Genomic DNA, 19,058 nt, shown 5'->3' on the forward strand with positions numbered 1-19,058 from the left:
GTGGTCAATATGAAACGAATTATGACCTTAATAAATACAAAATAACCGAGGAATTCGCTCAAATTAACGAGAGATTCCTCGGTTTTCATTTCATTAAAAGTAAGAGACCTATTTTTTCAGTGGGCTCACCTTAGTGTGGTGGACTATTTGGTCAAACCTGTTGATAAGGTAGAGTTGGGAAATCTGCTGGAGAAGATTGCAGGTCAGCTCGGCGAGAGAGGAAAGAAAAGTCAGACCCTTAGTCAAGATTTAGATGAGGCTGGATTTGTTAGTTATCTAGGAGGTGAGGAGAATTGGTGGATAGGCCTATCCAAGGAAAAACAAGGATCTTTTACCATTCCCTACTATGTCTTGGGTCAAGACTGGCAGATTTTTATTTCTGATAAACCCCTAGATGGTTTAGTCGTTACTCTCTTTGAAGCTCCCTATCAAGAACACTTTGAACGCTGGAAGCTGAATGCTGAGAAAGCCCTCTTTTACGGTTCTGTAAATCTAAAACAGTCTGAGAGTCTCTTTGCCTATTACGAACCGATTTATAGGGTTATCATTCAGGGGAACCTCAATCAAATCGTGGAAGAGTTGAATCTTTTGGAGAAGGTGGTTCTTGAAAATACGCCGCGTGTTCCGATTACCAAACAGCTTTTTATCCAGTTTGTCATGGATGTTTTCCACTTGTTTGAACATCTCAAAGCTGATGATATGACGGAAATTGTCAAAACGATTCATGCTATTCAATCCTTCGATGAATTGGTTCCATATATCAAGGGAACTCTGACAAGATTCTTTGGACAATATCGTATGAATGAAAATGTGGTCAGTGTGCTGGAAGTCATTGGGCGTGATTATCAGAAAGAACTTTCTCTCAAGGATATTAGTAAGGATCTTTTTATCAATCCTGTCTATCTGGGGCAGTTGATTAAGCGAGAAACCAATTCGACCTTCGCAGAATTACTAAATAAACAACGCATTAAGGCTGCCCAGCAGCTCTTACTTTCAACTAGTGATAGTATCGAAGATATTTGTTATGCTGTTGGTTACAGTAACGTTGGATATTTCTATAAAGTGTTCCGAAAATTGTGCGGAAAGTCTCCCAAAGCCTACCGAAAACAGGTAGAAACGATACTATAAGATTTGTATTCCCTTACAAAAGGTGCTATAATATAAATAATAATATTAGGAGGTTCTATCATGAAAAAGAAACCGATTTATCTATGGGTCTTGCTAATCTTGTCTGCTCTTATTTCAGCTATGTCTCTGTTTGGAATGTTGAGTCCCTTGCCTAGCAAAGAAGTCCTTCGTGCTAAACAGTCACATGTTGCGGGACTTAGTGCCCAGCAATTAGAAGACAACATCAATTACACCTATAGAGTAGCAGAATCATCTCATTCTATTTTTAATATGGCCTTGATTGTGCTATCTGCTATTTTAGTTGTAGTAGCGATTATCTTCCTTATTCGTAAGAATTTGCAATATGCAAACTATACTTATGTCGGCTATGTTTTGCTAGCTATTATTGGTTCGATTTATGGCTATGTTAGTTTACAAGACGCTGTGCAGTTAGTTCACGATGAGACCATGCGTTTAGGGATAAGTGTTATTTCACAAGCCGTTAGCATTTTCTATATCGTCATCAATGTTCTCTTCCTAGCCCTTGTCTTTTACAAGATTTGGCGTCAACAGAAAGCCTTGGCAGAAGAAGAGGAAACAGAAGATCTTGCCTAAGTATTGACAAAAAATAACTATCAAGATACAATCTTGGTAGTTATTTTTCGATTATAGATAAAATCATGGAGGTACATATGAAGACAATTTCTTTAGTTTATATCAGTTTGAGTGGCAATACTGAGAGTTTTGTGACCCGCTTGAAAGACTATCTCTTGTCCCAGTACGAGGGAATTGAGGTTCAAAAGATTCATATCAAGGATTTGGTTAAGGACGGCCAAGATTTTTATGAAATGGAGCATCCCTATGTCGCTTTTTTGCCGACCTACCTGGAAGGTGGGAATGGCGTAGATAATGGAGATGTCGAGATTTTGACAACACCAGTGGGGGATTTTATCGCCTATGGTGACAATGCTAGTAAGTGTTTTGGCGTGGTTGGTTCAGGAAATCGTAATTTTAATAACCAATACTGTCTGACAGCCAAGCAATACAGTCAACGTTTTGGTTTCCCTGTCTTGGCTGATTTTGAAATGCGAGGTATGCTGGGAGATATCAAACATGTCGCAGCGATTATTGCGGATTTGTATGAGTTGGAAAAGGAAAATTAAAGTCAATATAAGAGGCGCTTGAGATTTTTCAACTGCTTTTTGAGTATAAACAGTCTTTGAGAACGTAAAAAAGCATAAGTCCAGGTCTTCAAAACCTTGTTCTTATGCTTTTTATCATAGAAATATTTACTGAATTTTCTCTTGAAATGAAACATTATCTTCATCTAGAGCTTGTTAGTTATCCTGCTTTTCCGATTGCGAGTGCGTAGATAAAGAAGATGGCGAAGCCAAAGAGGAAAATCAATCCTGCAATGGCAAGGTGTTTGAGCCAAGAAGGAAGATTTTTGTTTTCACGCGTTACCAAGGCGTAGTTCAAAAGAGCGAAGAATGGTGTTGTCAGGAAAGAACCAATCATAGCAAAGCGGAGCATGGTTGAAACCTGACCAGCGAAGAACTTGATAATGACGATACCGATGATAGCAGTGATGGTCATCCAGATGTTCAAAGATTTACGATTGTCTTCTTTTTGACTGATTAGCAGTCGGAGAGATTCCTGATTGACACGAGAGTAACCATCGATAACAGTGATAACTGTTCCAAAGATACATAGGAAGGCAATAAAAGTAATCAAGTAACGGGACCATTCTCCAAGAACAGAGGCATACATGCCCACGAATTGAGAGATGTATTTGGCTGAAGCAGCTTCAACTGCTTGCCCTGTAGGATACTGAATTAGTGCTCCCAGTGCTACAAAGAACACAGCTAGGATAGCTGTTCCAATGTAACCAACGTTAAAGTCAAATAGAGCGTCCTCTGTGTTAAAGTTGACGGTCTTTTTCTTTTCAGCAGACCAAAGTGAATTGATAGCTGAAATTTCAATAGGAGCCGGCATCCACCCTAAGAGGGAAACGATGAAAGGTAGAGCTGCCATTTGCCAAGGTGTCTTTTCGACAAAATCAGAGCTGTATTCTGGATGCTTGATCGCCGCGATGATAACTGCAAGAACAGTTGCAATGGTCAAAGCTGACATGATCCATTTTGCCATGCCATCTAAGAGTTTGTAGCCTCCAAAGAGTAGCATAGCCCAGATGATTGCAACGAGAATGAGGGACCATTGAGTGATGCTAAGACCGATCATTGGGAAGGCACTGGCGATGATAGCTGAGCACAGAATGGCGACACCAGCTGTGTTGACCATGGCCGAAAAGACATTGAGGATAAAGAAAATCCAGAGATAGAGTTTTCCTTTTTCGGCATAACCTTCAACCAAAGTCTTTCCAGTATCAGCGGTGTATTCAGCACCAAAACGGAAAAATGGATATTTAAAGACATTGGCTAAGATGACCAAGAGGAGTAGCGACCACCCATAAGAACCACCAGCTTGAGTGGAAGATACAATGTGAGAACCTCCAACAGCGGCAGAAGCCATTAGGATTCCAGGTCCCATTGCTTTTAGTTTACTTGTCCAGGTTGATTGATTTAACGAAATAGCTTGCGACATGATAAATACTCCTTTTTGAATTTTCAGAATAATCTGGATATGTAATCTATATTATACAAAAAACTTTGGGAAAATGCAAGAATATTTTGAAAAAAGATAGGAAATTACAGAAAATTTACAAAGAAGATCTGAAAATAACTGCTATGATAGTAAGGTGCAGCAGGATAAAAAAACCGAGAAGTTTCTTTCTCGGATTTGCTTATTATGAGGTTCTTACTTTTTATGATCCAAGAGTTGATTGATATGGTCCACCTTTTTAGCTTCTCTTTTATAAAGAATAGCCCAAATGATGAGGTAGACAATCGCAAACTCGATAATGAGTTGGAGATAGAAAATCCAGTGGAAGGGGAACCAACCTGCTAGGGTTGCTAATGGGATAAAGCCTACTAGCATGAGGAAGAAATGGGTCAGAGTTGCACGGAGCAAGCTCCAGTCACGGTTGAATAATCGTTTCCCAAAGTTGAAGAGAATACCGATGGCTGCCCAGATAAGTGTGCAGTAGAGCAAGATCAGGGCACCGTGAACCTGATGTTGAGCCATCGCTTGGCCGACGAGAGATTCAGGACTCAGTGGGGCATAGGTATTTGGGGCATAAATGAGTGAAAAGATGATAGAGAGGATGAGGCCGATAAGAACACCGGTAGCTGCATCGTGAAATACTTGTTTTTTCATAGTTCTAATTTCTCCTTGATGGTTTTTAGGTAACGGCGTGAAGAGTAGGTGAAACTTTCGTTTTTTAGAAAGATTTCTACCAGGCCGTTGGGCGTAAGCTTGAGATGAGAGATGGAGTTGATATTGATGATTTCTGATTGGGAAATTTGGATAAAATTGGTTGGCAGAATTTCAAGGACCTGATAGAGTCGCAAATCAATACTGTAGGTCTGATTCTCCGTTTCTGCTAGAACCTTGCGATTCTCGATATAGAAGCGCTGAATCTTACCAATCTCAACGAGATAGACTTGATTATCGATTTTCCCTTTGATTTTTTCTTTTCGGTCCAGATTTTCTGCAAATTCGATGACTTTCTGAACTTTTTCGGTTTCTTGAGGTGCTTGAACAATTATCTTTTCTTCCTCGTAAGTCTCGCTAATCTGTAGTTCTACTTTCATAAACGTCTCTCCTTGTTTTTCATACAAAATTGTGATCACTTCTTGTACACCTTTATTAAACACTATTTTACGACACCTGGCAAGGGACTTTGTCTATGTGGAGGGATTTGGTTCCTATGTGGTGCTTGCTTTTCTGTCCTATCTGAAATATGGTATAATAGCACTAATCAATTTCTAGGAAAATAGATACGGAAAGGGGCTGAAAGATGTCTCATATTATTGAATTGCCAGAAGTCTTAGCCAATCAAATCGCAGCTGGAGAGGTTATCGAGCGTCCAGCTAGCGTTGTTAAGGAGCTGGTAGAAAATGCCATTGACGCGGGTGCTAGTCAGATTATCATTGAGATTGAGGAAGCTGGTCTCAAGAAGATTCAAATCACAGATAATGGTCATGGAATTGCCCACGATGAGGTGGAATTGGCCCTTCGTCGCCATGCGACCAGTAAGATAAAAAATCAAGCAGACCTCTTTCGAATTCGCACGCTTGGTTTTCGTGGCGAAGCCCTACCTTCTATAGCGTCTGTTAGTGTCTTAACTCTGTTGACTGCGGTGGATGGAGCAAGTCATGGAACCAAGTTAGTCGCGCGTGGAGGAGAAGTTGAGGAAATCATCCCAGCGACTAGTCCTGTGGGGACCAAGGTTTGTGTGGAGGATCTCTTCTTCAACACGCCTGCCCGCCTCAAGTATATGAAGAGCCAGCAAGCGGAGCTGTCTCATATCATTGATATTGTCAACCGTCTAGGCTTGGCCCATTCTGAGATTTCTTTTAGTTTGATTAGTGATGGCAAGGAAATGACGCGGACAGCAGGGACTGGTCAACTGCGCCAAGCTATCGCAGGGATTTACGGTTTGGCGAGTGCCAAGAAGATGATTGAAATTGAGAATTCTGACCTAGATTTCGAAATTTCAGGCTTTGTGTCTTTGCCTGAGTTAACTCGGGCCAACCGCAACTATATCAGCCTCTTCATCAATGGCCGTTATATCAAGAACTTCTTGCTCAATCGTGCAATTCTTGACGGCTATGGTAGTAAGCTTATGGTAGGCCGTTTTCCACTGGCTGTCATTCACATCCATATTGACCCCTATCTAGCGGATGTCAATGTTCATCCAACCAAGCAAGAGGTGCGGATTTCTAAGGAAAAAGAACTGATGACCCTGGTTTCAGAAGCTATTGCAAATAGTCTCAAGGAACAAACCTTGATACCAGATGCCTTGGAAAATCTTGTCAAATCTACCGTGCGCAATCGTCAAAAGGTGGAGCAGACCATTCTCCCTCTCAAAGAAAATACTCTCTACTATGAGCAAACAGAGGCAAATAGATCTAGTCAAGCTGAGGTGGCTGATTATCAGGTAGAATTAACTGTGGAAGGGCAAGACTTGACTTTGTTTGCCAAGGAAACTTTGGACCAGCTGACTAAGCCAGTAAAACTGCATTTTGCAGAGAGAAAACCTGCTAACTACGATCAGCTAGATCACCCAGAGCTAGACCTTGCGAGTCTTGATAAGGCCTATAACAAGCTGGAGCGAGAAGAATCATCAAGCTTCCCAGAGTTGGAATTTTTCGGGCAAATGCATGGAACCTATCTCTTTGCCCAAGGGCGAGATGGGCTCTATATCATAGACCAGCACGCGGCTCAGGAACGGGTCAAGTACGAGGAGTACCGTGAAAGCATTGGCAATGTTGACCAGAGCCAGCAGCAACTCCTAGTGCCTTATATCTTTGAATTTCCAGCGGATGATGCCCTCCGTCTCAAGGAAAGAATGCCTCTCTTAGAGGAAGTGGGCGTCTTTCTAGCAGAGTACGGGGAAAATCAATTTATTCTACGTGAACATCCTATTTGGATGGCAGAAGAAGAGATTGAATCAGGCATCTATGAGATGTGCGACATGCTCCTTTTGACCAAGGAAGTTTCTATCAAGAAATACCGAGCAGAGCTGGCTATTATGATGTCCTGCAAGCGATCTATCAAGGCCAACCATCGTATTGACGATCATTCGGCTAGACAGCTGCTTTATCAGCTCTCTCAATGTGATAATCCCTACAACTGTCCCCACGGACGTCCTGTTTTGGTGCATTTTACCAAGTCGGATATGGAAAAGATGTTCCGACGTATTCAGGAAAATCACACTAGTCTTCGTGAATTGGGGAAATATTAAACTCAAAGGAAAACTATGTACGAATATTTAAAAGGAATCATTACCAAAATTACTGCTAAATACATTGTTCTTGAAACCAACGGTATCGGCTATATCTTGCATGTGGCCAATCCTTATGCCTACTCGGGACAGGTCAATCAAGAGGCTCAAATTTATGTGCATCAGGTCGTACGTGAGGACGCCCATCTACTTTATGGATTTCGCTCAGAAGACGAGAAAAAGCTCTTTCTCAGTCTGATTTCGGTATCTGGGATTGGTCCTGTATCAGCTCTGGCTATTATCGCGGCCGATGACAATGCTGGTTTGGTTCAAGCTATTGAAACCAAGAATATCACCTACTTGACCAAGTTCCCTAAAATTGGCAAGAAAACAGCCCAGCAGATGGTGCTGGACTTGGAAGGCAAGGTAGTAGTTGCAGGAGATGATCTTCCTGCCAAGGTCGCAGTGCAAGTAAGCGCTGAAAACCAAGAATTGGAAGAAGCTATGGAAGCCATGCTAGCTCTGGGCTACAAGGCAACTGAGCTCAAGAAAATCAAGAAATTCTTTGAAGGAACGACAGATACAGCTGAGAACTATATCAAGTCGGCCCTTAAAATGTTGGTCAAATAGGAGCAGAGCATGACAAAACGTTGTTCGTGGGTCAAGATGACCAATCCGCTCTACATCGCCTATCATGATGAGGAGTGGGGCCAGCCCCTCCATGATGATCAAGCATTGTTTGAGTTGTTGTGCATGGAAACCTATCAGGCAGGTCTGTCTTGGGAAACGGTGCTCAACAAACGCCAAGCTTTCCGAGAAGCCTTTCATGGCTATCAAATTCAAGCAGTCGCAGAGATGATCGATACCGAATTGGAAGCCTTGCTGGATAATCCAGCTATCATCCGAAATAGAGCCAAGATTTTTGCTACACGCGCTAATGCCCAAGCCTTTCTACGATTACAGGCAGAATATGGCTCTTTTGATGCCTATCTTTGGTCTTTTGTTGAGGGGAAAACTGTCGTTAACGATGTTCCTGATTATCGCCAAGCCCCAGCTAAAACACCTCTGTCTGAGGAGTTAGCCAAAGATCTCAAAAAAAGAGGTTTCAAGTTCACAGGCCCAGTCGCCGTCTTGTCTTTTCTACAGGCTGCAGGGCTAGTTGATGACCACGAGAATGGTTGTGAGTGGAAAAGCGGAAGTTAGTGTGTACAGGTAACTAGCATATCTGAGAATATAGAAAAAAGCTGAGAAATTTTTCCCAGCTTTTTATATATACTAGTATATTTGTTAGAGTGAAGTCAGAAAAGTGATTCCACCTAAAATAACACCAGCTGAATTTGGAATGATTAGTATCCAATCCTTCTTAGGTTCCTTTGTCCATCCATAAATAACCCAGATTAAGCAAGATATTGCAGCTGATAAAGGTTGAAATGGTTGAGCTTTATTTCCTTGTAAATTAGCGATAATTTGAGGTATGTAGGCAATAAATACTATAATTCCAATAAAGGCACCAATAGAACCTACGATTCGATTAATTTTTTGTTTTGTCATATACACCTCCTTCAAAAGGATACCATAGAAATTAGCGAAATGCAATAAATTCAGATACAAATTGTAACGAAAACCAATACAAAAGCACAAAAATAGAGAAACTATTTATTTTTTGTTATAGTCAAAGCGAATGATTTGCTCCTTTGCATCTACATAGGCGTGGACTCCGAAGGGGACAATTGCTCTTGGAGTTGCGTGGCCGACATTCAAATTATAGACAATCGGGATATTGCTATCAATGATATCCAATAGTGCCTCTTTATAGTCGTCATAGAAAGTTTCATCCATAGGTTTCCCGACCAAGAGTCCGCTGATGACCTCGAATATACCAGTGTCCTTTAAAGTCTGCAACATCTTTTTGAAGTCTTCCGGCTCAGGCTTTTCTTCACTTGTCTCTAGCAAGAGGATCTTTCCTTCCCAGTCTGACAAGTCAGGGAAAAGTTTGTATTTTTGGCAGAGCTCCGTGCTATCTGCGTATCGAGAGTTGTCAAAGATATCGTAGAGGGATTCGAGGCAACCACCGAGGATTTTTCCCTCAAACTGGGCATTTCCTTGTAACAAGTCAAAACCAGTATTTGTATGATTGATACGAGGTGTTCCTAGAGCCTTGGGACTGAAGTCGGTTCGTTCCTCATACCAAACGTGACTAGGGCGGATTTCTGAGATTCTTCCAGTCTCAATTAATTCTTTAAAGTAGTGAAAGCTATAGGGCAACATCTCCTTGTCCAATTCACAAATGTCTGCTAAAAAGGATTGCCCATAAAAAGTCTGGATTCCTAGTTTATGCAACATGAGATGGTTCATGGTTGTATCTGAGAAACCAAGAAAAATCTTTTGTTTGATAACTTTTTCTAGTTGGCCATTTTCAAAAAGGTAGGGCAACAAACGATAGGTGTCGTCTCCACCGATGGCACATAGGATCATGTCGATGCTATCATCAGAAAAGACTTGCATCAAATCCTCTGCACGGGCTTCAGGATGGTTCTTGATAAAGTCTAATCCTTTTAACGAATGGGGCAAAAAGATAGGATTGAGTCCCAGATCCTTGAGACGTTGGACCCCCAAGTCCACTTCATGTTTGACAAAGTCTTCCCCTATAATGCCACTAGACAAACTAACAATACCAATAGTAGAAACCATATCTCATCCTCCTAGAAATAGATTGAGCCTATTTTATCATAAAAGATGAGAGAAAACTATAGAGATTAGAGTCAGAAGTTCTATTGTATATCAAGAAAGCAAGAAAAAACAACCGCACCTGCAGTTGCTTTTATCATTCTTTTTAATAACGTGTTGGTCCTGCACTTGCGCTGCGGATGTTCAAGCGTTTCTTTAGATAGAAGCGAAGGGCTAGGAGGGCTGCTCCAATAATAGCTAGTGGCAATGGAGCCAGTACTGGGTTAAGGCTAGCTGGTAGGAAACTTGTTGCAAAGAAGACAAGCAACCAAAGGAACATAGAAGCTAGGATAACTAGTACAGATTTCCAGAAAGGTGGGCGTTGACTGCGGTCCATATCTGGTCCATAGTATTGGTAAACAAAGTAGTACATCAAGTAGAAGGCAAATCCACCAACCAGTCCAACTAATAGAAGAGTAACCAATCCATAGCCGAAAGCTTGATCTGCCGCAAAGAAGGTTGTGAGTGCGCTGACGAGGGCAAAGAGGCTAGTGATGAAAAGGGCTGAGTCCATAATCATGAGTTTTGGATCATCATTTTCTTTTGGATGCTCTTTTTCATATTGCTCCTTAACAGTGAAGCTATGAGCCCAGTGAGTTGGTGCACCATAGAGGGAACGAGCAGTCGTACCCTTGGCTTGCTCCTCAAGGATTTGGGGAATAACTTCCTCAAAAATAGCCTTGATTTCAGCATCTGTTTTTCCATCTTTGATGAATTGTTGGGTAGCGATGTGGACAAACTCTTGGTTTTTCTTAGTTAATTTTTGTAGATCAATCTGAGACATAGGAACTCCTCTTAGAACCATTTTTTATGGATGAGATAGAGAGTGAGCGAGACACTCATAGCAAAGGCGATAAAGACGATTAACCAGAAAGCATTTGGCTCACCGTTTAGGGGGATTTCATTATCCTTAAAGTTCATCCCGTAGGCAGAGAAGACCATGGTTGGGATGGACATAACGATGGTCACAAGGGCCAAGGTTTTCATGATGTTGTTCTGGTTGTTAGAAATGATAGAGGCAAAGGTCTCTGTCATAGAATGTAAGACGTTTCCATAAATGTCTGCCATCTCGATGGCCTGTTGGGTTTCAATCAGGGTATCTTCAAGCAGGTCTTCGTCCTCAAGGTACTTCTTGATATTGCTGGTTGAGCTGGTCAATTTCTTAATCACGCGCTCATTTGTTTTGAGGGAAGCCTTGAAATAGACGATAGTTTTTTCCAATTCCATGAGCTCAATCAATTCTTCATTACGAGTTGATTGATGCAGTTGACTTTCGATTTGCTCACTCTTACGGTCGATTGAACGAAGGGCTGTTAGGTAAAGTTCTGCATTGCGATAGAGAATCTGGAAGATAAAACGCGAACGCATGAAGGTATAAAAATTACGTAATCGACGGTTGATAAAGACATCGAGGACCGGTAATGGTTCCAAACAAGTAGTGATAATGGTTTCCTCGGTGATGATAATACCAAGCGGGATGGTTACGTAGTAGGTGCGGTTATTTCTTTCTTCTGTGACCGGCACGTCAACGATAATCAGGGTATACTCGTCTTCAATGGTAATACGAGACATTTCTTCCGCATCGAGCGGTGCTCGAAGGTCGGCAATATCGATATCGAAGGCGTTAGCGATTTCGAGTGATTCATTTTGAGTCGGATTAACGAGATTGATCCAAGTACCCGGTTCAAGCGTATCGATCTCTTTAAATTCAGTTGTTGTAGAGAGAAAAACTTGTTTCATATCCCTTATCCTTTCTCATTTTTCAGATTTTTTCACACCGTACTATTATACTACAAAATCGGCCTTTTGGGTAATAGAATCTCACTTTTTTTGGTATAATGGTAAGCAATAATGGACTAGAAAGAACAAAGATGCAAGATAAAATTGTCATTCATGGGGCGCGTGCCCATAATTTAAAAAATATTGATGTGGAGATTCCGCGAGACAAGCTGGTTGTAGTGACTGGTCTGTCAGGTTCAGGGAAATCCAGTCTGGCCTTTGATACCCTCTATGCGGAGGGACAACGTCGCTATGTGGAGAGTTTGTCAGCCTATGCTCGTCAGTTCTTGGGCAATATGGAGAAGCCTGATGTAGATGCCATTGATGGTCTCAGCCCAGCTATTTCCATCGATCAGAAAACGACTAGCAAAAACCCTCGCTCGACGGTGGGAACCACGACTGAAATCAATGACTATCTGCGTCTCCTCTACGCGCGTGTGGGGACGCCTTACTGTATCAACGGGCATGGGGCTATCAAGGCTTCTTCTGTGGAGCAGATCGTTGATAAGGTTTTGGAGTTACCTGAACGCCAGCGCTTGCAGATTTTGGCCCCTGTCATCCGCAAGAAAAAAGGACAGCACAAGAGCGTTATTGAAAAGATTCAGAAAGATGGGTATGTTCGTGTCCGTGTGGATGGGGAAGTCTATGATGTGACCGAAGTGCCAGAGTTGTCTAAGAGCAAGCAACACAATATTGATGTTGTGGTTGACCGTATTGTCATCAAGGAGGGTATTCGTAGTCGTCTCTTTGATTCCATTGAGGCTGCCCTTCGTATTGCAGAAGGTTATGTCATTATCGACACTATGGACGACTCTGAGTTGTTGTTCTCTGAGCATTATGCCTGTCCAGTTTGTGGATTTACTGTTCCAGAGTTAGAGCCACGTCTCTTCTCATTCAATGCTCCCTTTGGTTCTTGTAGTGAGTGTGACGGCTTGGGCATCAAACTGGAGGTGGATACTGATTTGGTAGTGCCAGATGCCAGCAAAAACTTACGTGAGGGAGCGCTGGCACCTTGGAATCCTATCTCATCCAACTACTATCCAAATATGCTAGAGCAGGCCATGACAGCCTTTGGAGTGGATATGGATAAGCCTTTTGAGGACTTGTCAGAAGAAGACAAGAACTTGATTCTCTACGGCTCAGATGGCAAGGAATTCCATTTCCACTATGAGAATGAATTTGGTGGTGTGCGCGATATTGACATTCCTTTTGAGGGAATTATCAATAATATCAAGCGTCGCTATCGCGAGACAAACAGCGACTACACGCGCACCCAAATGCGCCTCTACATGAATGAGCTGACCTGCGGAACCTGTCACGGCTATCGTCTCAATGACCAGGCCTTGTCTGTCCGTGTGGGTGGCGAGCAAGGGCCACATATCGGAGAAATCTCAGATCTGTCTATCGCAGACCACTTGGAGTTGGTGAGCCAGCTGACCTTATCTGAAAATGAAGCCATCATCGCTCGGCCTATTCTCAAGGAAATCAAGGATCGTTTGACCTTCCTTAATAACGTGGGTCTTAACTATCTAACCCTGTCACGTTCGGCAGGAACCCTTTCAGGTGGGGAAAGCCAGCGTATTCGCTTGGCAACCCAGATTGGTTCTAACCTATCAGGTGTCCTTTATATTCTAGACGAGCCGTCAATCGGTCTTCACCAGAGGGATAATGATCGTCTGATTGCCAGTCTCAAAAAGATGCGTGATTTGGGTAATACTCTCATAGTAGTAGAACATGACGAAGATACCATGCGTGAGGCTGATTATCTGATTGACGTTGGTCCTGGTGCGGGTGTTTTTGGTGGGGAGATTGTTGCGGCAGGAACCCCTAAACAGGTAGCTCGTAACAGTAAGTCTATCACAGGCCAGTACTTGTCAGGCAAACGTGCCATTCCAGTGCCAGAAGAGCGCCGTACCGGAAATGGTCGTTTTATCGAAGTGACAGGTGCGCGTGAGAACAATTTGCAAAATGTCACAGCTCGTTTCCCACTAGGAAAATTCATCGCAGTGACAGGGGTATCAGGTTCAGGGAAATCGACCTTAATTAACAGCATCCTCAAAAAAGCCATTGCCCAGAAGCTCAACCGCAATTCAGACAAACCTGGTAAGTTTAAAACGATTACAGGGATTGAGCATGTAGACCGCTTGATTGACATTGACCAGAGCCCAATCGGACGAACGCCGAGATCCAACCCTGCTACCTATACGGGAGTCTTTGACGATATACGTGACCTCTTTGCCCAGACAAATGAAGCCAAGATTCGAGGCTACAAGAAGGGGCGTTTCAGTTTCAACGTCAAGGGTGGTCGTTGTGAAGCCTGCTCAGGTGATGGGATTATCAAGATTGAGATGCACTTCTTGCCAGATGTTTACGTGGCTTGTGAAGTTTGCCACGGAACCCGCTACAACAGTGAAACCCTAGAAGTCCACTACAAGGAAAAAAATATCTCGCAGGTCTTGGATATGACCGTCAACGATGCGGTAGAATTCTTCCAACACATTCCCAAGATTCAACGCAAACTTCAGACCATCAAGGATGTGGGACTGGGATATGTAACGCTAGGGCAACCAGCTACCACCCTTTCTGGGGGAGAAGCCCAGCGTATGAAGCTGGCTAGTGAACTCCACAAACGATCGACAGGAAAATCTTTCTACATTCTGGATGAGCCGACGACAGGACTCCATACAGAGGATATCGCTCGCTTGCTCAAGGTTTTAGCTCGCTTTGTCGATGATGGCAATACAGTTCTTGTCATTGAGCACAATCTGGATGTTATCAAGACGGCAGACCATATTATTGACTTGGGACCTGAAGGTGGTGTAGGTGGTGGAACCATCATCGCAACAGGAACTCCAGAAGAAGTAGCTGCCAACGAAGCCAGCTACACAGGACATTATTTGAAAGGAAAGTTACATCATGAATAAACGCGTACAAGCATTTCTAGATAAAATGCAAGAAAAAGAACTAGATGGTATCATCATTAATAACCTTAAAAACGTCTATTACCTGACTGGTTTTTGGGGCTCAAACGGAACAGTCTTCATCAGCCGTGACCGTCAGGTCTTGGTGACAGACTCTCGCTATATCATTGCAGCTAAGCAAGAAACCAGTGGTTTTGAGATTGTGGCTGATCGTGATGAATTGGCTGTCATTGCAGGGATTGTTAAGGATATGGGCTTGTCTCGAATCGGTTTCGAAGATGAGATTTCAGTCTCTTATTATCATCGTATGCAGGCCGCCTTTGAAGGAATTGACTTGCTTCCACAAACTCAGTTTGTCGAAGGTCTTCGAATGATTAAGGATGAAGCGGAGATTGCAGCTATTCGCAAGGCTTGTTCTATCTCAGACCAAGCTTTCCGCGACGTGCTTGACTTTATTAAGCCAGGAAAGACTGAGATTGAGATTGCCAACTTCCTTGACTTCCGCATGCGTGAGTTGGGAGCATCTGGCTTATCTTTTGACACCATTCTAGCTAGCGGTATCAACTCTTCCAAACCCCATGCCCATCCTATGCACAAACCAGTGGAGCTAGGAGAAGCCATTACAATGGACTTCGGTTGCCTTTATGACCACTATGTCAGTGATATGACACGGACTATCTATCTAGGGCATGTCAGCGACGAGCAAGCAGAGATTTACAATACAGTTCTAAAAGCTAACCAAGCCTTGATTGATCAGGCTAAGGCAGGATTAGGTTTCCGTGACTTTGACAAAATCCCTCGTGATATTATCATCGAGGCAGGCTATGGCGACTACTTTACCCACGGTATTGGACACGGTATTGGACTGGATATCCATGAAGAGCCTTACTTTAGCCAGACTTCTACAGAAACTATTAAGGCGGGTATGGCCTTGACCGATGAACCAGGTATCTATATCGAAGGCAAATATGGCGTTCGTATCGAGGATGATATCCTGATTACAGAGACAGGTTGTGAATTGTTGACCTTAGCTCCAAAAGAGTTGATAGTTATTTAAGAGTTAAACAACTCAAATGATTGACTTTTAAATTTTAAAGGTTTATACTGAAAAATGAAAACGGTAGGTGAGGCTACCATAGGGATACGGATGACTACCGCAAAGCAGTGGAGACACTACTCGTTGGTCAACAGTCCTGGTCGCGAAGGCCAAGACTAAGCTCATTACATTGCCCTATGGAGTTAAAGCTTGAACGAAAAACAGATAATTAGTTTTTTAATCCTGCCATTTTATGGTGGGATTTTCTACTGTTTAAATCAAAGAAAGGAGATAGACGATGCAAATTGACGATCATCCGGAACCGCACATACACAGCCAATCGCTGATTTGTGTCGTTCTGCCCTTATAAAGTGATTGGTCTCTGTGTATGAAACACATCATTCATACAGATAGGAGAAACCAATGAAAACTACAAAAGAAAGATTAGCAACAGCTATTCAGACATCTTTAAACGAAACTCTATCTTTTTATAAGACAAGTCTAACAGGCTTGACTGAGGAGCAGGTGGAGAAAAATCGTGACCTATATGGCGAAAATACCATCACAAAGGGTCAAGAAGACAGTATCCTCAAAAAGATTTACGAATCCATTATCAATCCTTTTACAATCATCTTACTGGTCATCGCCGTGATTTCCTTGGTGACCAATGTCTGGTTGGCAAAACCAGGTCAAGAGGATCCGACGACTTCTATTATCATCGTTGTCCTAGTCCTCATTTCTGGTGGCATACGCTTTGTCCAAGAACTACGTAGCGATAAGGCTGCGACCAATCTATCAAAAATGATTGTCAACACAGCGACTGTCATTCGTCAAGGAGAAATTCAAGAAGTACCTATCGATGATTTGGTAGTGGGTGACGTGGTTAAATTAAGCGCTGGAGACATGATTCCAGCAGATCTTCTTTTATTTGAGTCGCGTGATTTCTTTGTACAACAGTCTGGCTTGACAGGTGAAAGTGAATCGGTTGAAAAATTGGCCTTGACCAAGGCAACAGTTCAACAATCTGATAGTCTGCTAGAAGCAGAAGCGCTCGCCTTTATGGGAACCAATGTCTTATCTGGTAGTGCCAAGGCCGTGGTTTTAGCAGTTGGTGATGATACCATGATGGGGGCCATTGAGCAGACTTTGAACACCTATGATGAGCCTACTTCGTTTGAACGGGAGATGAATAGTATTTCGTGGCTCTTGATTCGTTTGATGATGGTCATGGTGCCCATCGTTTTCTTGTCCAATGGTTTAACAGATGGTGACTGGCTGGAAGCTGGCGTATTTGCTTTGAGTGTTGGTGTTGGATTGACACCTGAGATGCTTCCTATGATTATCACGGCCAGTCTAGCAAAAGGCTCCATCATTATGGCCAAGGAAAAAGTGGTTATCAAGAAACTCAATGCCATACAGGACTTAGGGGCGATTGATATTTTGTGTACAGATAAGACAGGAACTCTAACCCAAGACGAAATTGTCCTTGAATATCCCTTGGACATCCACGGACGCTTGGATTTGACCGTCTTGAGACGAGCTTATCTCAATTCTTATTTTCAAACGGGCTTGAAAAATTTGATGGACAGAGCCATCATCAAACGGACTGAAAAGGAAGCCAAAGAACACACCCTCTTACAAAATCTGGCTCAAACTTTTCAAAAAATAGATGAGCTTCCCTTTGATTTTGAACGTAGACGGATGAGTGTTATCGTTAAGGATGAACACGAAGTTGTTAGTTTGGTAACCAAGGGTGCCCTAGAGGAAATGTTGACGATTTCCAGTTATGCGGAATACCAAGGAGTGATTACTCCTTTGACAGATGGTATTAGAGAAGAAATTTTAACAGAAGTCAGACAACTAAATCAACAAGGTTTGCGTGTCTTGGGAGTGGCCTATAAGTCAGGTTTGAGGGAAGACCATGCCTATACAGTTGATGATGAAGGGGATATGATTCTAACTGGTTATTTAGCCTTCCTAGATCCTCCTAAACCATCTGCAGCACCAGCAATTAAGGCTCTGTTAGAACATGGAGTTCAAACAAAGATTTTGACGGGAGACAACGAAAAAGTTACTCAAGCAGTCTGTGAAAAGGTTGGTTTGGATATCAATCAGATGCTGTTAGGATCTGAAATTGACCAGATGAGTGATCAAGAATTGGCCCAAGCCGTAGAGGAGGTAACCGTCTTCGCCAAACTTTCACCTGACCAAAAAGCAAGGATTATTTTGCAATTTAAGGCTAATGGTCATGCTGTAGGCTATATGGGAGATGGGATCAATGATGCTCCTTCTATGAAAGTTGCAGATGTGGGAATTTCTGTTGATACAGCAGTAGATATTGCCAAAGAAACAGCTGATGTTATCCTACTTGATAAGGATCTCATGGTGCTGGAAAAAGGACTTGTTGAAGGGCGTAAGGTCTATGCCAATATGACTAAATATATCAAAATGACAGTGAGTTCTAATTTTGGAAATATCTTATCCCTATTGGTCTCTGGAATCTTTTTGCCATTTTTACCAATGGCACCAGTCCATTTGATTATCTTAAATCTAGTCTATGATTTGTCTTGTATTGCCTTGCCTTTTGACAAGGTGGATAAAGATTTTTTGAGAAATCCGCATACCTGGGAAGCTAAGTCCATCACACGTTTCATGGTTTGGATGGGGCCTATCTCTTCTGCCTTTGATATTTTGACCTTTATTTTGCTCTATTTTATCATTGTACCCATGACAACAGGTCAAGCCTATGTCCATGGAGCGGAGTCTGCCGTAGGATTTATTGTCTTGTTTCAGACAGGTTGGTTTATCGAGTCCATGTGGTCACAGACCATGGTTATACATATGCTGCGTTCAGCCAAAATTCCCTTTTTACAAAGTCGTCCAGCTTGGCTAGTCCTTGTGACAACCTTATTGGCTGCAGCCTTTGTGACCTTCCTTCCCTACAGTCCACTCGCAATCCTACTTCATCTAACTCCTTTAAAACCGATTTATTTCATCTTTTTACTTTTCATCATTATTTTGTATATGATTAGCGTGACAATTGTGAAAAAAATTTATATCAAGAAATATAACGAATGGCTGTAAATTTCATTTTGTCAAGAAAAAAGTACGAAAATGACGAAAAAAGTCAAAAAAATTTAAAAATAGGTCGCAAGTCGGATGTTTTTTATGGTATAATAGACTAAACTGATAGTAACATGTAGCGAAAGGGGTAGGTACATGATTAAAATTTATACAGTCTCAAGTTGTACTAGCTGTAAAAAAGCAAAAACCTGGCTCAATGCCCACCAGTTAAGTTATAAAGAACAAAACCTTGGTAAAGAAGGAATTACGAGGGAAGAATTACTGGATATTCTGACAAAAACAGATAACGGAATAGCCAGTATCGTTTCGTCTAAAAATCGCTATGCCAAAGCCCTTGGAGTGGATATTGAAGATTTGAGTGTCAACGAAGTCCTCAATCTGATTATGGAAACACCGAGAATTTTAAAGAGCCCAATTCTTGTGGATGAAAAACGCCTGCAAGTTGGCTACAAGGAAGACGATATTCGTGCCTTCCTACCACGCTCTGTCCGTAATGTAGAAAATGCAGAAGCACGTTTACGTGCAGCTCTATAAACATCAAGACTGGGAGCAACTC

16 protein-coding genes, 1 pseudogene and 1 riboswitch are annotated in these 19,058 nt (G+C 42.3%); of the genes and pseudogenes, 10 read left to right on the forward strand and 7 right to left on the reverse strand.

The window, feature by feature from the left end; all coding sequences use genetic code 11:
* Positions 1 to 126: 126 nt before the first annotated feature.
* The 3 genes and pseudogenes from QM424_RS04345 to nrdI all read left to right on the forward strand — a co-directional run.
* Positions 127 to 1,128: pseudogene (locus QM424_RS04345) on the forward strand (helix-turn-helix domain-containing protein); the annotation flags it as partial.
* Between the two features lie 60 nt (positions 1,129 to 1,188).
* Positions 1,189 to 1,722 carry an ABC transporter permease gene (locus tag QM424_RS04350; RefSeq protein WP_414393225.1) on the forward strand — a complete coding sequence of 178 codons (534 nt, stop codon included), beginning with the start codon at positions 1,189 to 1,191 and terminating at the stop codon, positions 1,720 to 1,722.
* A 77-nt stretch (positions 1,723 to 1,799) separates the two neighbouring features.
* The gene (gene nrdI, locus QM424_RS04355; protein WP_414393227.1) at positions 1,800 to 2,270 is read left to right on the forward strand and encodes a class Ib ribonucleoside-diphosphate reductase assembly flavoprotein NrdI; all 471 of its coding nucleotides are present in this window, start codon (positions 1,800 to 1,802) and stop codon (positions 2,268 to 2,270) included.
* 178 nt (positions 2,271 to 2,448) lie between these two features.
* Here nrdI and QM424_RS04360 read toward each other — a convergent pair whose 3' ends face one another.
* The 3 genes from QM424_RS04360 to QM424_RS04370 form a co-directional block, all read right to left on the reverse strand.
* Entirely contained in the window at positions 2,449 to 3,711 is a 1,263-nt protein-coding gene (locus QM424_RS04360; RefSeq protein ID WP_414393229.1) for an NRAMP family divalent metal transporter, read from the reverse strand.
* 213 nt (positions 3,712 to 3,924) lie between these two features.
* Entirely contained in the window at positions 3,925 to 4,383 is a 459-nt protein-coding gene (locus tag QM424_RS04365) for a DUF3021 domain-containing protein (protein ID WP_414393231.1), read from the reverse strand.
* Complete coding sequence (locus tag QM424_RS04370) at positions 4,380 to 4,820, reverse strand: LytTR family DNA-binding domain-containing protein (RefSeq protein WP_414393233.1); 441 nt, start codon at positions 4,818 to 4,820, stop codon at positions 4,380 to 4,382. The genes QM424_RS04365 and QM424_RS04370 overlap by 4 nt, the downstream gene beginning before the upstream one ends.
* Positions 4,821 to 5,026: 206 nt before the next feature.
* On the opposite strand from QM424_RS04370, the gene mutL reads away from it, so the two are divergent.
* The 3 genes from mutL to QM424_RS04385 are packed head-to-tail and all read left to right on the forward strand — an operon-like array spanning position 5,027 to position 8,158.
* Positions 5,027 to 6,976, forward strand: coding sequence for a DNA mismatch repair endonuclease MutL (mutL, locus tag QM424_RS04375; protein WP_414393235.1), 1,950 nt, complete (start codon positions 5,027 to 5,029; stop codon positions 6,974 to 6,976).
* Positions 6,977 to 6,991: 15 nt separating this feature from the next.
* On the forward strand, positions 6,992 to 7,585 hold the full coding sequence (ruvA, locus tag QM424_RS04380; RefSeq protein WP_414393237.1) for a Holliday junction branch migration protein RuvA: 594 nt from the start codon (positions 6,992 to 6,994) through the stop codon (positions 7,583 to 7,585).
* 9 nt (positions 7,586 to 7,594) lie between these two features.
* A complete protein-coding gene (locus QM424_RS04385; RefSeq protein WP_414393240.1) occupies positions 7,595 to 8,158 on the forward strand; it encodes a DNA-3-methyladenine glycosylase I in 564 nt (187 codons plus the stop codon).
* Between the two features lie 84 nt (positions 8,159 to 8,242).
* On the opposite strand, the gene QM424_RS04390 is transcribed toward QM424_RS04385, so the two are convergent.
* From QM424_RS04390 to QM424_RS04405, 4 genes are all read right to left on the reverse strand, one after another.
* Positions 8,243 to 8,506 carry a SemiSWEET family transporter gene (locus QM424_RS04390; protein ID WP_000166114.1) on the reverse strand — a complete coding sequence of 88 codons (264 nt, stop codon included), beginning with the start codon at positions 8,504 to 8,506 and terminating at the stop codon, positions 8,243 to 8,245.
* Between the two features lie 105 nt (positions 8,507 to 8,611).
* Positions 8,612 to 9,646 (reverse strand): S66 family peptidase, encoded by a 1,035-nt coding sequence (locus tag QM424_RS04395; protein ID WP_414393242.1) that lies wholly within the window; start codon positions 9,644 to 9,646, stop codon positions 8,612 to 8,614.
* Positions 9,647 to 9,788: 142 nt separating this feature from the next.
* Positions 9,789 to 10,466, reverse strand: a complete 678-nt coding sequence (locus QM424_RS04400; RefSeq protein WP_004269735.1) for a DUF1129 domain-containing protein — start codon at positions 10,464 to 10,466, stop codon at positions 9,789 to 9,791.
* An 11-nt stretch (positions 10,467 to 10,477) separates the two neighbouring features.
* Positions 10,478 to 11,422, reverse strand: coding sequence for a magnesium transporter CorA family protein (locus QM424_RS04405; protein ID WP_000815623.1), 945 nt, complete (start codon positions 11,420 to 11,422; stop codon positions 10,478 to 10,480).
* A 131-nt stretch (positions 11,423 to 11,553) separates the two neighbouring features.
* Between QM424_RS04405 and uvrA the strand changes: the two genes are divergently transcribed.
* From uvrA to spx, 4 genes are all read left to right on the forward strand, one after another.
* Positions 11,554 to 14,385, forward strand: coding sequence for an excinuclease ABC subunit UvrA (gene uvrA / locus QM424_RS04410; protein ID WP_414393244.1), 2,832 nt, complete (start codon positions 11,554 to 11,556; stop codon positions 14,383 to 14,385).
* Positions 14,378 to 15,439 (forward strand): M24 family metallopeptidase, encoded by a 1,062-nt coding sequence (locus QM424_RS04415; RefSeq protein WP_414393246.1) that lies wholly within the window; start codon positions 14,378 to 14,380, stop codon positions 15,437 to 15,439. Before uvrA ends, QM424_RS04415 begins: the two co-directional genes overlap by 8 nt.
* 51 nt (positions 15,440 to 15,490) lie before the next feature.
* Positions 15,491 to 15,646, forward strand: a riboswitch (M-box (ykoK) riboswitch).
* Between the two features lie 195 nt (positions 15,647 to 15,841).
* Positions 15,842 to 18,502 carry a magnesium-translocating P-type ATPase gene (gene mgtA, locus QM424_RS04420; protein ID WP_414393248.1) on the forward strand — a complete coding sequence of 887 codons (2,661 nt, stop codon included), beginning with the start codon at positions 15,842 to 15,844 and terminating at the stop codon, positions 18,500 to 18,502.
* A 135-nt stretch (positions 18,503 to 18,637) separates the two neighbouring features.
* Positions 18,638 to 19,036, forward strand: coding sequence for a transcriptional regulator Spx (gene spx, locus QM424_RS04425; protein WP_000591165.1), 399 nt, complete (start codon positions 18,638 to 18,640; stop codon positions 19,034 to 19,036).
* Positions 19,037 to 19,058: the final 22 nt, after the last annotated feature.

Origin of the sequence: Streptococcus mitis (genome assembly GCF_047464945.1) — a bacterium.
Classification (GTDB): domain Bacteria; phylum Bacillota; class Bacilli; order Lactobacillales; family Streptococcaceae; genus Streptococcus; species Streptococcus mitis_EA.